Origin of the sequence: Bradyrhizobium sp. LCT2, assembly GCF_009931255.1 — a bacterium.
Lineage (GTDB): Bacteria > Pseudomonadota > Alphaproteobacteria > Rhizobiales > Xanthobacteraceae > Bradyrhizobium > Bradyrhizobium diazoefficiens.
Genome location: NZ_CP034432.1, coordinates 838190 through 850951, shown reverse-complemented (window position 1 = coordinate 850951; position 12762 = coordinate 838190). Strand labels below are relative to the sequence as shown.

Here is a 12762-nt window from a genome sequence, read left to right as displayed (position 1 = left end):
TCTCATGGCTACCTACGATCTCGTCGTCATCGGCACCGGACCGGGCGGTTATGTCTGCGCGGTGCGCGCAGCCCAGCTCGGCATGAAAGTCGCCGTGGTCGAAAAGAACGCAACGCTCGGCGGCACCTGCCTCAATGTCGGCTGCATGCCCTCGAAGGCGCTGCTGCACGCTTCCGAAATGTTCGAGGAGGCCGCGCACTCCTTCGCCAAGATGGGCGTGTCGGTCTCCGCGCCGAAGCTCGAGCTTCCGGCGATGATGAACTTCAAGCAGCAGGGCATCGACGGCAACGTCAAGGGCGTCGAGTTCCTGATGAAGAAGAACAAGATCGACGTGCTCAAGGGCACCGGCAAGATTCTCGGCACCGGCAAGGTCGAAGTCTCCGCCGACGGCAAGTCGCAGGTCGTCGAGACCAAGAGCATCGTGATCGCCACCGGCTCGGACATCGCGCGTCTCAAGGGCATCGAGATCGACGAGAAGCGCATCGTTTCGTCCACCGGCGCGCTGTCGCTGGACAAGGTCCCCGGCAAGCTGCTCGTCGTCGGCGCCGGCGTGATCGGCCTCGAGCTCGGCTCGGTGTGGAAGCGGCTCGGCGCCGAAGTCGTCGTCGTCGAATTCCTGGATCGCATCATGCCCGGCATGGACGGCGAGATCGCCAAGCAATTCCAGCGCATCCTCGAGAAGCAGGGCTTTGCATTCAAGCTCGGCGCCAAGGTCACCGCCGTTGATACCTCCGGCAAGACGCTGAAGGCGACGATCGAGCCCGCCGCCGGCGGCGCTGCGGAGACGCTGGAAGCCGACGTCGTGCTCGTCTGCATCGGCCGCGTGCCCTACACCGATGGGCTCGGCCTGAAGGAAGCCGGCGTTGCGCTCGACAATCGCGGCCGCGTGCAGATCGATCCGCATTTTGCCACCAGCCTGAAGGGCGTCTATGCCATCGGCGACGTCGTCGCGGGCCCGATGCTCGCGCACAAGGCCGAGGACGAAGGCGTTGCGGTTGCCGAGATCATCGCAGGCCAGGCCGGCCACGTGAATTACGACGTTATCCCAGGCGTCGTGTATACCACGCCGGAAGTCTCCTCCGTCGGCAAGACCGAGGAGGAACTGAAGCAGGCGGGCGTGGCTTATACCGTCGGGAAGTTTCCCTTTACCGCCAACGGCCGCTCCAAGGTCAACCAGACCACCGATGGCTTTGTGAAGATTCTCGCAGATGCGAAGACCGATCGCGTGCTCGGCGTGCACATTATCGGCCGCGAAGCCGGCGAAATGATCCATGAAGCGTGCGTTCTCATGGAGTTTGGCGGCAGTGCGGAGGATCTCGCGCGCACCTGCCACGCGCATCCGACCCGCTCGGAGGCCATCAAGGAAGCCGCGCTTGCAGTCGGCAAGCGGGCCATCCATATGTAGGCGACGCCCCGAGCCGAATCGGGCGGGACAACACATGCTGCGCCGCCTTCTCCAACCGGTCTGGGTCCTGCTTGCGATCATTTTCCTGATCGAAGCCTGGCTGTGGGACCATCTCGAACCGATCGTCGCGCGGGTTGTCGCAGCTATCCCGCTCGCGCGTTTCAAGCAATGGCTGACGGAGCGTGTCGACGCGCTGTCGCCGGCCATGACGCTGATCGTGTTCGCGGTCCCCATCATCCCGCTGTTTCCGCTCAAGCTGGTCGGCCTGTGGCTGCTCACGCATGAATACTGGACCAGCGCCGTCTTCACGATCCTGTTCGCAAAGCTCGTCGGCGTCGGCGTCACCGCCTTCGTGTTCGACGTCACGCGCGACAAGCTTTTGGAGATGCACTGGTTCGAGCGGATCTACGATCTCGTGATGAAGGTGCGTGCCAAGGCGCACCTGCTGGTCGACCCGATCAAGCAGCGCATCCGCGAGCTGATCACCGGCAACGGCGAAGGCTGGTCCGCCCGCACGCTCCGCCTGATCCAGCGCTTCCGCAAGAGCGTGCACCAGGCGCGGTGATTGCTGCGGCAATCAATCTATCACCGTCACCCCCGCGCAACGGCGAAGCCGTTGTCGCTGGAGGTGGCCGCTTCTTCAGCGGCCCTTGAAGGATGACGGAATTGGCAGCGCAACCGCCTCATCAGCCCCCTCAATGCAAATGCAGCAGATGCGGCCACCACAGGCCGAGCGCGGTCATGAGCAGGCCGGCGAGCGTCAGGAGGCCGCCGACATAGGCGAGGGCGAAGATGCCGGTGATGATGGTGGCCGAGGCCAGCACGATGCCGATCTGGAAGGCGGCGGATGCCAGCTCGAAGTGATGGTATTTCGCGGTCGCCTCGTCGCGCTCGTGCTCGGCATGCTTGGCCTTCTCGGCGAGCTGCTCGGTGCCTTCGCCGGTCTCGGGCTCGGAGCGATAACGCTGCGCGGTCTTGGTCCAGTCGTCGACCTGCTTCTGCACCGCTGCCTTCATGGCGTCGTCGGTCGCGCCGACGACCGTGAGCTTGCCCTGCTCGGCCGCGGTCAGCACCACGGTGCGGCGGATGCTCTTGGCCTGGAAGAACGCCCAGAGATTGGCGGCCTCGACGTTCTTGCTGATCGATTCGGTCTGGGCGCCCTTGCCGAGCGTCTCCGAGATCGCCAGGAACAGGGCCAGCACGGCGATCAGAAGGGCGATCTTCTTGTTCGAGCCGGACGCGTGTTCGGCGTGCTCGGCATGCTCCATGCTTTCATGTGCGCTCATAAATCCCTCCTGCCTTTATGCCCCACGATTGACCGAACCGCGGGCGCCGCGCAAGAGGCATGCGCGCCAAGAGCTTGCTATGACAGCTTGATGTCAGAATTCACCGCCGCGGATGCGCGCTGGCATAGACTTCGAGCAGCCGCTCGGAATCGATGCCGGTGTAGATCTGCGTGGTCGAGAGCGAGGAATGGCCGAGCAGTTCCTGGATCGCGCGCAGGTCGCCGCCGCGCGACAGAAGATGCGTGGCGAAGGAATGGCGCAGCGCGTGCGGCGTCGCGCTGTCGGGCAGGCCGAGCGCGCCGCGCAGCCGCTCCATCGCGAGCTGGATGATGCGCGGGCTCAAGGGACCGCCGCGCGCGCCGACGAAGATCGGCCCTTCCGCCGGCAGCGGATAGGGGCACATCGAAACATATTCCTGCACCAGCGCGAGCACGTTCTGGAGCACCGGCACCATGCGGGTCTTGTTGCCTTTGCCTGTGACGACGAGCACGTCGCCTTCGCCCGGCTTCGGCACCTCGCGGCGCTTCAGTCCGAGCGCTTCGGAGATGCGCAGGCCGGAACCATACAGCAGCGCCATCACCGCCGCATCGCGCGCCAGAATCCAGGTCTCGCGTTCCTCGCCGGCGCGCTCGTCGGCGTCCGCAAGACGTTTGGCCGACGCCATCGGCAGCGGCTTCGGCAGGCTCTTTGCGACTTTCGGCGCGCGGATCGCGGAGAGCGCGCCGACCTTGCCCTTGCCCTCGCGTTCGAGGAAGCGGCCGAACGAGCGCAGGCCCGCCAGCGCGCGCATCAGCGAGCGACCGGCAATGTCGTCGGCCCGGCGCATCGCCATGAAGGCGCGCACGTCGGTGGCCTCCAGCGCGGCGAAGCGCTTGAGCGTGACGCGTTCGCCCCAATGATTGCAGAGAAAATCCAGGCACTGCCGCAAGTCGCGGCCATAGGCCTCCAGCGTCTTCGGCGACAGCCGCCGCTCGGCGCCGAGATGCGACAGCCAGCGCGTCATCTCCTGCGCGATCGAGGGATCGGCGCTGGCGAGCTCGATTTGTGGGGCGGCCGCTTTGCTCATGCGCTCTGGACGTGGTGATTCCGCACAGTATATCGCATCACACTCGTTTATCGTTCGCTAAGGCCGCCTCACGGCGCTAGCCTTGAGGCCCCCGGGTTCCGATTCTCAGTTCATGGACCACACGTCCCGCAGCAGCACCGCCTCCGCCAACGCGACCCGCATGGTCGACGTGCTGGTGCCGGTCGCGCTCGACCAGACCTATTCCTACAAGGTGCCGCGCGGGATGGAGCTGAAGGCGGGCGATCTCGTCGGCGTGCCGCTTGGGCCCGCCGAGGTGCTCGCCGTGGTCTGGGCCGAAAACGCCAATCCCGATCCGCGCCTGCACAACCGCCTCAAGGAGGTCAGCGAGAAGCTCGACCTCCAGCCGCTGAAGCCCGAGTTGCGTTCGGTCGTCGACTGGGTCGCCAATTACACGCTGAGCCCGCGCGGCATGGTGCTGCGCATGTGCCTGCGGATGGGCGAGAATCTCGGCCCCGAGCGGGTGCGCCCCGGCGTGCGCCTGGTCGGCGATCCCCCCAGGCGGCTGACGCCGGCGCGGCAGCGCGTGATCGAGGTGCTGTCGGACCGGCTGCTGCATGGCAAGTCCGAGGCGGCCAAGGAGGCGGGCGTCTCGGCCGGCGTGATCGACGGGCTGGTGGACGAAGGCACGCTCACGGTCGAGCCGATGCCGCCGCCGCCACCGCCGCCGGCCCCCGATCCGGATTTTGGCCGGCCGGATTTCACACCGCTCCAGCGCACCGCGGTCGATACGATGCGCGCGCTCGCGGCCAACGGCACCTTCCACGTCGCGTTGCTCGACGGCGTCACCGGCTCGGGCAAGACCGAGGTCTATTTCGAGGCGGTGGCGGAGGCGATCCGCCGCGGCAGGCAGTCGCTGATCCTGATGCCGGAGATCGCGCTCACCGGCCAGTTCCTCGACCGCTTCGCGCAGCGTTTTGGCGTTCGGCCGATCGAATGGCACTCCGAGCTCACCCCGCGCACCCGCGCGCGCAACTGGGCGGCGATCTCCGAAGGCAGCGCGCCGGTCGTGGTCGGCGCGCGCTCGGCGCTGTTTCTGCCCTACGCCAATCTCGGCCTCATCGTCGTCGACGAAGAGCACGACCAGGCCTACAAGCAGGACGAGGGCGTGCATTACCATGCCCGCGACATGGCGGTGGTGCGCGCGCATATCGCAAAAATTCCGATCGTGCTGGCCTCCGCGACGCCGTCGGTCGAATCCGAGGTCAATGCGCGCAAGAACCGCTATCAGCGCATCGCGCTGCCCTCGCGCTTCGGCGGCCAGCACATGCCGCATATCGAGGCGATCGACATGCGCCGCGAGCCGCCGGCGCGCGGCCGCTTCATCTCGCCGCGCCTGGCGGGCGAGATCAGGACCGCGATCGAGCGGCGCGAGCAGGCGCTATTGTTCCTCAATCGCCGCGGCTATGCGCCGCTGACGCTGTGCCGAGCCTGCGGCCACCGCTTCGCCTGCACCATCTGCGATGCCTGGCTGGTCGATCATCGCTTCCGCCAGCGCCTCGTCTGTCACCATTGCGGCTTCTCGATGCCGCGCCCGCATGTCTGTCCGAACTGTTCGGCGGAGGAATCGCTGGTCGCGGTCGGCCCCGGCGTCGAGCGCCTGCAGGAAGAAGCGGCCGCGCTGTTCCCGGAGGCGCGCACCATGGTGCTGTCGAGCGATCTCATCACCTCGATCGAGACCATGCGCTCCGAGCTTGCCGAGATCGCGGAGGGCCGCGTCGACATCATCATCGGCACGCAGCTCGTCGCCAAGGGCCACAATTTCCCGCGACTCAATCTGGTCGGCGTGGTGGATGCGGATCTCGGCCTGTCCAATGGCGATCCGCGCGCGGGGGAACGCACTTGGCAATTGCTGAACCAGGTGATCGGCCGCGCCGGACGCGAGCAGGGCCGCGGCGTCGGCTATCTCCAGACCCACCAGCCCGATCATCCCGTGATGAAGGCGCTGATCGCCTGCGACCGCGAGGCCTTCTACGACAGCGAGATCGATCTTCGCGAGCGCACGCTGTATCCGCCGTTCGGCCGGCTCGCCAGCCTGATCATCTCGGCCGGCGACCGCCCGAGCGCGGAAGGCTTTGGCCGCCGCCTCGTTGCGCTCGCGCCGCGCGACGAGCGCGTGGTGGTGCTGGGCCCGGCGGAAGCGCCGCTCGCCGTCATCAAGGGCCGCTACCGCTTCCGCATCCTGGTGAAATCGGCGCGCGGTTTCGACCTGTCGGACTATTTGCGCAACTGGCTCGCTGTGTGTCCGAAACCGAAGGGCAATCAGAAGCTGGAGGTGGACGTCGATCCGCAGAGCTTTTTGTAAGGCTGCCGTCGCCGCCACATTCTCCGCTGTCATTCCGGGGCGCGACGAAGTCGCGAGCCCGGAATCCATTTCACCGCGGGCCCTGCCGCCCGATGGATTCCGGGCTCGATGCTGCGCATCGCCCCGGAATGACGACAACAAAAAGCCCGCCGTCCCCCAAGACGGCGGGCTTGTTTCATGCGCGCATCAAACTGATGGAAAGTGCGCGGGCAATGTGAGGCGCCGTGGCGCCTTAGGAGATGACTTCCGCGGTGACGCGGCCGACGCCGGCGCCGGTGAGGCCGATGGCGCGGGCAGCGCCCGTGGAGAGGTCGAGCACACGGCCGCGAATGAACGGGCCACGGTCATTGATGGTGACGATCACGCTCGAGCCGCCGTGGGTGACGCGCAGCTTGGTGCCGAACGGCAGCGAACGGTGTGCCGCGGTCATGGCGTTCTGGTTGAAGCGCTGGCCCGAGGCGGTCCTGCTGCCGGACTCGTTGCCGTAATAGGAGGCCATGCCGGAGAAGCTGTGCCCGGTGCCCGAGGACGGCGTCATTGCCGCATTGGCATTGCGCCAATCAGAGCCTGCATTGGCGTCGGTCTGGGCGTGGTGACGATGATGGTGCCGGTGATGCCTGGATTTGGCGGAAGCTTCGGTGGCGGTTCCACCGATGAAGAGGGTTGCGGCTATGAAAGCGATCGCCGTGCGCGGCCGGGTCACAGTGCCCAGCGTCTTGAAAGACAGCATTTAGTGGTCCCTAAGCTAGTATTGCCACATATGTGGCCAGTGGAGCCCTCATCAGTTTGTGAGCGGTTTGGCGTTTCGTTGCGCAATGCGGCATGAATTGGGCAGTAATTCCATTCTGTTTCGTCGTGAAATATCTTGTGACCTGCCGGTATATTCATCCGACATTCCGTAATCTTTAACTTTAACGATTCATTAACTGAACTATTACTTATGAATACTGTAGAGTGAAGTCATCGCTCTCAGCATTTAGAATTGGGTAAGTATTCAGCGGGCGGCGCGACCGGGGCCGAATTCACGCCTCAGCGATCCGTGTTCATGGCCGCTATGCGCTGAGAGCAGGAACCAACGGCGCCGCACCGCCGCAAGGCTCGCGGCAATTCCGTGGCGTGGCGGGTCATCGTCGAGGTCGCCGACCCCTCGTCATTGAAGCGCCGTCGAGTGCGACGAACTGGCGACAGAACCTCGTGCCTTTAATTTGGCGTCATGTTGCACGTGCGCGCCTGCTATGTTAGCAAAGCCGCGATTTTAACGAGCCCGGCACTTCCCGTGCTGGTCGAAAATCGAAGTCCCGCTTGAATTCCAAGGGCTTGGATCGCTAGGCGCACGCTTCGTGGCGACGGTTTTTCCCTTGCGAATTTGACAGCAAAAAGAGCGCGTCTGTGGCTGCAGAAGATACGTCCGTTTCCGGTGTGTCCGGCCGTTATGCAACGGCCTTGTTTGAACTGGCCCGCGACCAGAAAGCGGTCGACGAGGTCAAGGCCGACCTCGACAGGTTCGAGGCCTTGCTCGGCGAGAGCGCCGATCTGAAGCGCCTCGTCCGCAGCCCGGTGTTCGCGGCCGATGCCCAGTCCAGGGCCCTCACGGCCGTGCTGGACAAGGTCGGCATCGCCGGCATCTCTGCCAATTTCCTGAAAGTGCTGACCGCCAACCGCCGCCTGTTCGTGGTGGCTGACGTCATCCGCGCCTACCGCGCCCTCGTCGCCAAGTTCAAGGGCGAGGCGACCGCTGATGTCACCGTGGCGGAGGCGCTCTCGGACAAGAATCTCGACGCCCTCAAGGTTGCCCTGAAGTCGGTGACCGGCAAGGACGTCGCGCTGAACGTGAAAGTCGATCCCTCGATCATCGGTGGCCTCGTCGTCAAGCTGGGCAGCCGCATGGTGGATGGTTCGCTTCGCACCAAACTCAATTCGATCAAGCACGCGATGAAAGAGGCAGGCTGATGGACATCCGCGCCGCGGAAATTTCCGCGATCCTCAAGGACCAGATCAAGAATTTCGGCCAGGAAGCTGAAGTCTCCGAAGTCGGACAGGTGCTGTCCGTCGGCGACGGTATCGCCCGCGTCTACGGTCTGGACAACGTCCAGGCCGGTGAGATGGTCGAGTTCGAGAACGGCACCCGCGGCATGGCGCTGAACCTCGAAACCGACAACGTCGGCGTCGTTATTTTCGGTGCCGACCGCGAGATCAAGGAAGGCCAGACCGTCAAGCGCACCCGCGCCATCGTGGACGCGCCGGTCGGCAAGGGCCTGCTCGGCCGCGTCGTCGACGCGCTCGGCAACCCGATCGACGGCAAGGGCCCGATCCAGGCCGACAAGCGTATGCGCGTCGACGTCAAGGCGCCCGGCATCATTCCGCGCAAGTCGGTGAGCGAGCCGATGGCGACCGGCCTCAAGGCGATCGACGCCCTGATCCCGATCGGCCGCGGCCAGCGCGAGCTGATCATCGGCGACCGTCAGACCGGCAAGACCGCGATCGCGCTCGACACCATCCTGAACCAGAAGCCGCTCAACGCGCAGCCCGACGAGAACATCAAGCTGTACTGCGTCTACGTCGCAGTCGGCCAGAAGCGTTCGACCGTCGCCCAGTTCGTGAAGGTGCTGGAAGAGCAGGGCGCGCTCGAATACTCGATCATCGTCGCCGCCACCGCCTCGGATCCGGCGCCGATGCAGTACATTGCCCCCTTTACTGCCTGCACCATGGGCGAATTCTTCCGCGATAACGGCATGCACGCCGTCATCATCTATGACGATCTGTCCAAGCAGGCCGTCGCTTACCGCCAGATGTCGCTGCTGCTGCGCCGTCCGCCGGGCCGCGAAGCCTATCCGGGCGACGTGTTCTATCTGCACTCCCGCCTGCTCGAGCGCGCGGCGAAGCTCAGCAAGGATCATGGCTCGGGCTCGCTGACCGCGCTGCCTATTATCGAAACCCAGGCCAACGACGTGTCGGCCTACATCCCGACCAACGTCATCTCGATCACCGACGGCCAGATCTTCCTGGAAACCGACCTGTTCTTCCAGGGCATCCGTCCCGCGGTGAACGTCGGTCTGTCGGTGTCGCGCGTCGGTTCGTCCGCGCAGACCAAGGCCACCAAGAAGGTCGCCGGCAAGATCAAGGGCGAGCTCGCGCAGTATCGCGAAATGGCGGCGTTCGCGCAGTTCGGCTCCGACCTCGACGCCTCGACCCAGCGCCTGCTCAACCGCGGTTCGCGCCTGACCGAGCTCCTGAAGCAGCCGCAGTTCTCGCCGCTGAAGATGGAAGAGCAGGTCTGCGTGATCTGGGCTGGCACCAACGGCTATCTCGATCCGCTCCCCGTTAACAAGGTGCGCGCGTTCGAGGACGGTCTGCTCTCGCTGCTGCGCGGCAAGAACGTCGAGATCCTCAATTCGATCCGCGACAGCCGCGACCTCTCCGACGACACCGCTGCCAAGCTGAAGTCGGTGGTCGAAGGTTTTGCGAAGAGCTTCGCGTAAGAACCGTCACGGCCGGGCCAAAAGCGCGAAGCGCGTCTTCGCATTTGATGTCCCGGCCATCCACGCCTTACCGCGTGGGAGACGAAGACGTGGATGCCCGGGACAGGCCCGGGCATGACGACAGAGACAGGCTAGCGGTTTGGCCGCAAGGGCTCGAACCGTCGGGGACGAAGAATGGCGTCACTTAAAGACATGCGCGTCCGCATCGCCTCCACCAAGGCGACGCAAAAGATCACCAAGGCCATGCAGATGGTCGCGGCCTCGAAGCTGCGCCGCGCGCAGACCGCGGCCGAAGCTGCGCGTCCCTATGCCGACAAGATGAGCGCGGTGATTTCCAACATCGCCGGAGCCGCGGCGGGCTCGCCCGGCGCGCCGGCGCTGCTGGCCGGCACCGGCAGGGACCAGGTCCACCTGCTGCTGGTCTGCACCGGCGAGCGCGGCCTGTCCGGCGCCTTCAACTCCTCGATCGTGCGTCTCGCCCGTGAGCGCGCGCTGGCGCTGATGGCGCAGGGCAAGGAAGTGAAATTCTTCTGCGTCGGCCGCAAGGGTTACGAGCAGCTGCGCCGCCAGTTCGACAAGCAGATCGTCGAGCATCTCGACCTGCGCAGCGTTCGCCAGCTCGGCTTCGTCAACGCCGAGGACATCGCCAAGAAGGTTCTGGCGCGCTTCGAGGCCGGTGAATTCGACGTCTGCACGCTGTTCTATTCGCGCTTCCGCTCGGTGATCGCCCAGATCCCGACCGCCCAGCAGATCATCCCGCTGGTCGTCGAGGAGGGCACTGCCGCCAGCACGACGTCTTACGAATACGAGCCGGAAGAGGACGAGATCCTCACCCGCCTGCTGCCGCGCAACCTCGCGGTCCAGATTTTCCGCGCGCTGCTCGAGAACAACGCCTCGTTCTACGGCGCGCAGATGAGCGCGATGGACAACGCGACGCGCAACGCCGGTGAGATGATCCGCAAGCAGACGCTGGTCTACAACCGCACGCGTCAGGCGCAGATCACCAAGGAACTGATCGAAATCATCTCGGGTGCCGAGGCCGTCTGATCAAGGCGCTTCATTGCCCGTTAAACCCAACATCCCGGTCAGTTGACCGTGGTCTAGAAGTTCGGATCGAAGGAGACATTCAATGGCAGCCCAGTCCGGTCGCGTCACCCAGGTCATCGGCGCCGTCGTCGACGTGCAGTTCGAAGGCCACCTCCCGGCCATTCTCAATTCGCTCGAGACCAAGAACGGCGGCAACCGCCTGGTGCTCGAAGTCGCCCAGCATCTCGGCGAATCCACCGTGCGCACGATCGCGATGGACACCACCGAGGGTCTGGTCCGCGGCCAGGAAGTGACCGACACCGGTTCGCCGATCCGCGTTCCCGTCGGCGAAGGCACGCTCGGCCGCATCATCAACGTCATCGGCGAGCCGATCGACGAAGCCGGCCCGGTCAAGTCGGAAGGCCTGCGCGCCATCCACCAGGAAGCGCCGACCTACACCGACCAGTCCACCGAAGCTGAAATTCTCGTCACCGGCATCAAGGTCGTCGATCTCCTGGCTCCCTATGCGAAGGGCGGCAAGATCGGCCTGTTCGGCGGCGCCGGCGTCGGCAAGACCGTGCTGATTCAGGAGCTGATCAACAACGTCGCGAAGGCGCACGGTGGTTACTCCGTGTTCGCCGGCGTCGGCGAGCGTACCCGCGAGGGCAACGACCTCTATCACGAGTTCATCGAGTCCAAGGTCAACGCCGATCCGCACAATCCGGATCCGAGCGTGAAGTCGAAGTGCGCGCTGGTGTTCGGCCAGATGAACGAGCCGCCGGGCGCCCGCGCCCGCGTCGCGCTCACCGGTCTGACCATCGCGGAAGACTTCCGCGACAAGGGCCAGGACGTGCTGTTCTTCGTCGACAACATCTTCCGCTTCACCCAGGCCGGCTCGGAAGTGTCGGCGCTGCTCGGCCGTATTCCTTCGGCGGTGGGTTATCAGCCGACGCTCGCGACCGACATGGGCGCGCTGCAGGAGCGCATCACCACCACGCAGAAGGGCTCGATCACCTCGGTGCAGGCCATCTACGTTCCGGCCGACGACTTGACCGACCCGGCGCCCGCGACCTCGTTCGCGCACTTGGACGCGACCACCACGCTGTCGCGCTCGATCGCCGAAAAGGGCATCTACCCGGCGGTGGACCCGCTCGACTCGACCTCGCGCATGCTCTCCCCGCTGGTCGTCGGCGAGGAGCACTACGCGGTCGCCCGTCAGGTCCAGCAGGTCCTGCAGCGCTACAAGGCGCTCCAGGACATCATCGCCATTCTCGGCATGGACGAGCTTTCGGAAGAGGACAAGCTGACGGTGGCCCGCGCCCGCAAGGTCGAGCGCTTCATGTCGCAGCCGTTCCACGTCGCCGAAATCTTCACCGGCTCGCCCGGCAAGTTCGTCGACCTCGCCGACACCATCAAGGGCTTCAAGGGCCTGGTGGAAGGCAAGTACGACCACCTGCCGGAAGCCGCCTTCTACATGGTCGGCACCATCGAAGAGGCGGTCGAGAAGGGCAAGAAGCTCGCCGCTGAAGCGGCCTAAGAAGCGAATGGCGAATGGGGAGTAGCGAATAGTCGCCGCTCCCACTCGCCGCTCGCCATTCGCCACTCGCTATTCGCAGGTTCTCCATGGCCACCTTCCACTTCGATCTCGTCTCGCCGGAAAAGCTCGCATTCTCGGGTGAGGTCGACCAGGTCGACATCCCCGGCGTCGAGGGCGACTTCGGCGTGCTGGCGGGACATGCGCCGGTCGTGGCTGCAATCCGGCCGGGCATCCTCACCGTCACCACCGCCGGCCGCCACGAGAAGATCATCGTGCTCGGCGGCCTCGCCGAAGTCTCCGAAAAGGGCCTCACCGTGCTCGCCGACGTCGCGACCTCTCTGGACGAGCTCGATCGTGCCCAGTTCGCCGAGACCATCGCGGAGATGGAGGAGGGCCTGAAGGAGCACGAAGGCGGCGAGCTCGATCTGGCCATCGAGCGGCTGGACCACTACAAGAGCATCCAGCAGCAGCTCAGCTCGACGGCTATGCATTAAGCCCCGAGGCATCGCTTCGGGGCTCGAACGCGAAATTCCTGCAAGAAATTCCTGAATAAGTTCAGCGCTCGTCACGGAAGTGGCGGGCGCTGAAACTTGTTGCACTGCGCAGCCGATAGCGGCATTCTTCGCCCGCGAATTTGTTC

Annotated in this window: 11 protein-coding genes; 8 read left to right on the top strand and 3 right to left on the bottom strand. The window is 65.0% G+C overall.

The window, feature by feature from the left end; genetic code table 11:
- The first annotated feature begins 4 nt into the window (after nucleotides 1-4).
- Nucleotides 5-1405 carry a dihydrolipoyl dehydrogenase gene (gene lpdA / locus EI171_RS04720; RefSeq protein WP_028174863.1) on the top strand — a complete coding sequence of 467 codons (1401 nt, stop codon included), beginning with the start codon at nucleotides 5-7 and terminating at the stop codon, nucleotides 1403-1405.
- Between the two features lie 34 nt (nucleotides 1406-1439).
- Nucleotides 1440-1970, top strand: a complete 531-nt coding sequence (locus EI171_RS04715; RefSeq protein WP_011083280.1) for a hypothetical protein — start codon at nucleotides 1440-1442, stop codon at nucleotides 1968-1970.
- Between the two features lie 130 nt (nucleotides 1971-2100).
- Here EI171_RS04715 and EI171_RS04710 read toward each other — a convergent pair whose 3' ends face one another.
- On the bottom strand, nucleotides 2101-2691 hold the full coding sequence (locus EI171_RS04710; RefSeq protein WP_011083279.1) for a DUF4337 domain-containing protein: 591 nt from the start codon (nucleotides 2689-2691) through the stop codon (nucleotides 2101-2103).
- A gap of 100 nt (nucleotides 2692-2791) precedes the next feature.
- Nucleotides 2792-3757 carry a tyrosine recombinase XerC gene (locus EI171_RS04705; protein ID WP_011083278.1) on the bottom strand — a complete coding sequence of 322 codons (966 nt, stop codon included), beginning with the start codon at nucleotides 3755-3757 and terminating at the stop codon, nucleotides 2792-2794.
- Nucleotides 3758-3869: 112 nt separating this feature from the next.
- On the opposite strand from EI171_RS04705, the gene EI171_RS04700 reads away from it, so the two are divergent.
- Nucleotides 3870-6080 (top strand): primosomal protein N', encoded by a 2211-nt coding sequence (locus EI171_RS04700; RefSeq protein ID WP_161532722.1) that lies wholly within the window; start codon nucleotides 3870-3872, stop codon nucleotides 6078-6080.
- Nucleotides 6081-6312: 232 nt separating this feature from the next.
- On the opposite strand, the gene EI171_RS04695 is transcribed toward EI171_RS04700, so the two are convergent.
- Nucleotides 6313-6810 carry a septal ring lytic transglycosylase RlpA family protein gene (locus tag EI171_RS04695; RefSeq protein ID WP_011083276.1) on the bottom strand — a complete coding sequence of 166 codons (498 nt, stop codon included), beginning with the start codon at nucleotides 6808-6810 and terminating at the stop codon, nucleotides 6313-6315.
- A gap of 659 nt (nucleotides 6811-7469) precedes the next feature.
- Between EI171_RS04695 and EI171_RS04690 the strand changes: the two genes are divergently transcribed.
- The 5 genes from EI171_RS04690 (at nucleotide 7470) to EI171_RS04670 (ending at nucleotide 12616) form a co-directional block, all read left to right on the top strand.
- Nucleotides 7470-8030, top strand: coding sequence for a F0F1 ATP synthase subunit delta (locus EI171_RS04690; RefSeq protein ID WP_011083275.1), 561 nt, complete (start codon nucleotides 7470-7472; stop codon nucleotides 8028-8030).
- Entirely contained in the window at nucleotides 8030-9559 is a 1530-nt protein-coding gene (atpA, locus tag EI171_RS04685) for a F0F1 ATP synthase subunit alpha (protein ID WP_011083274.1), read from the top strand. Before EI171_RS04690 ends, atpA begins: the two co-directional genes overlap by 1 nt.
- Nucleotides 9560-9733: 174 nt before the next feature.
- The gene (locus EI171_RS04680) at nucleotides 9734-10606 is read left to right on the top strand and encodes a F0F1 ATP synthase subunit gamma (protein WP_011083273.1); all 873 of its coding nucleotides are present in this window, start codon (nucleotides 9734-9736) and stop codon (nucleotides 10604-10606) included.
- 82 nt (nucleotides 10607-10688) lie between these two features.
- A complete protein-coding gene (atpD, locus tag EI171_RS04675) occupies nucleotides 10689-12122 on the top strand; it encodes a F0F1 ATP synthase subunit beta (RefSeq protein WP_011083272.1) in 1434 nt (477 codons plus the stop codon).
- An 86-nt stretch (nucleotides 12123-12208) separates the two neighbouring features.
- On the top strand, nucleotides 12209-12616 hold the full coding sequence (locus EI171_RS04670; protein ID WP_011083271.1) for a F0F1 ATP synthase subunit epsilon: 408 nt from the start codon (nucleotides 12209-12211) through the stop codon (nucleotides 12614-12616).
- Nucleotides 12617-12762: the final 146 nt, after the last annotated feature.

Excerpts from the sequence above, each read along its gene's own strand:
- lpdA (WP_028174863.1), top strand. The coding sequence starts at position 5 with ATGGCTACCTACGATCTCGTCGTCATCGGCACCGGACCGGGCGGTTAT.
- EI171_RS04715 (WP_011083280.1), top strand. The coding sequence starts at position 1,440 with ATGCTGCGCCGCCTTCTCCAACCGGTCTGGGTCCTGCTTGCGATCATT.
- EI171_RS04710 (WP_011083279.1), bottom strand. The coding sequence starts at position 2,691 with ATGAGCGCACATGAAAGCATGGAGCATGCCGAGCACGCCGAACACGCG.
- EI171_RS04705 (WP_011083278.1), bottom strand. The coding sequence starts at position 3,757 with ATGAGCAAAGCGGCCGCCCCACAAATCGAGCTCGCCAGCGCCGATCCC.
- EI171_RS04700 (WP_161532722.1), top strand. The coding sequence starts at position 3,870 with ATGGACCACACGTCCCGCAGCAGCACCGCCTCCGCCAACGCGACCCGC.
- EI171_RS04695 (WP_011083276.1), bottom strand. The coding sequence starts at position 6,810 with ATGCTGTCTTTCAAGACGCTGGGCACTGTGACCCGGCCGCGCACGGCG.
- atpA (WP_011083274.1), top strand. The coding sequence starts at position 8,030 with ATGGACATCCGCGCCGCGGAAATTTCCGCGATCCTCAAGGACCAGATC.
- EI171_RS04680 (WP_011083273.1), top strand. The coding sequence starts at position 9,734 with ATGGCGTCACTTAAAGACATGCGCGTCCGCATCGCCTCCACCAAGGCG.
- atpD (WP_011083272.1), top strand. The coding sequence starts at position 10,689 with ATGGCAGCCCAGTCCGGTCGCGTCACCCAGGTCATCGGCGCCGTCGTC.
- EI171_RS04670 (WP_011083271.1), top strand. The coding sequence starts at position 12,209 with ATGGCCACCTTCCACTTCGATCTCGTCTCGCCGGAAAAGCTCGCATTC.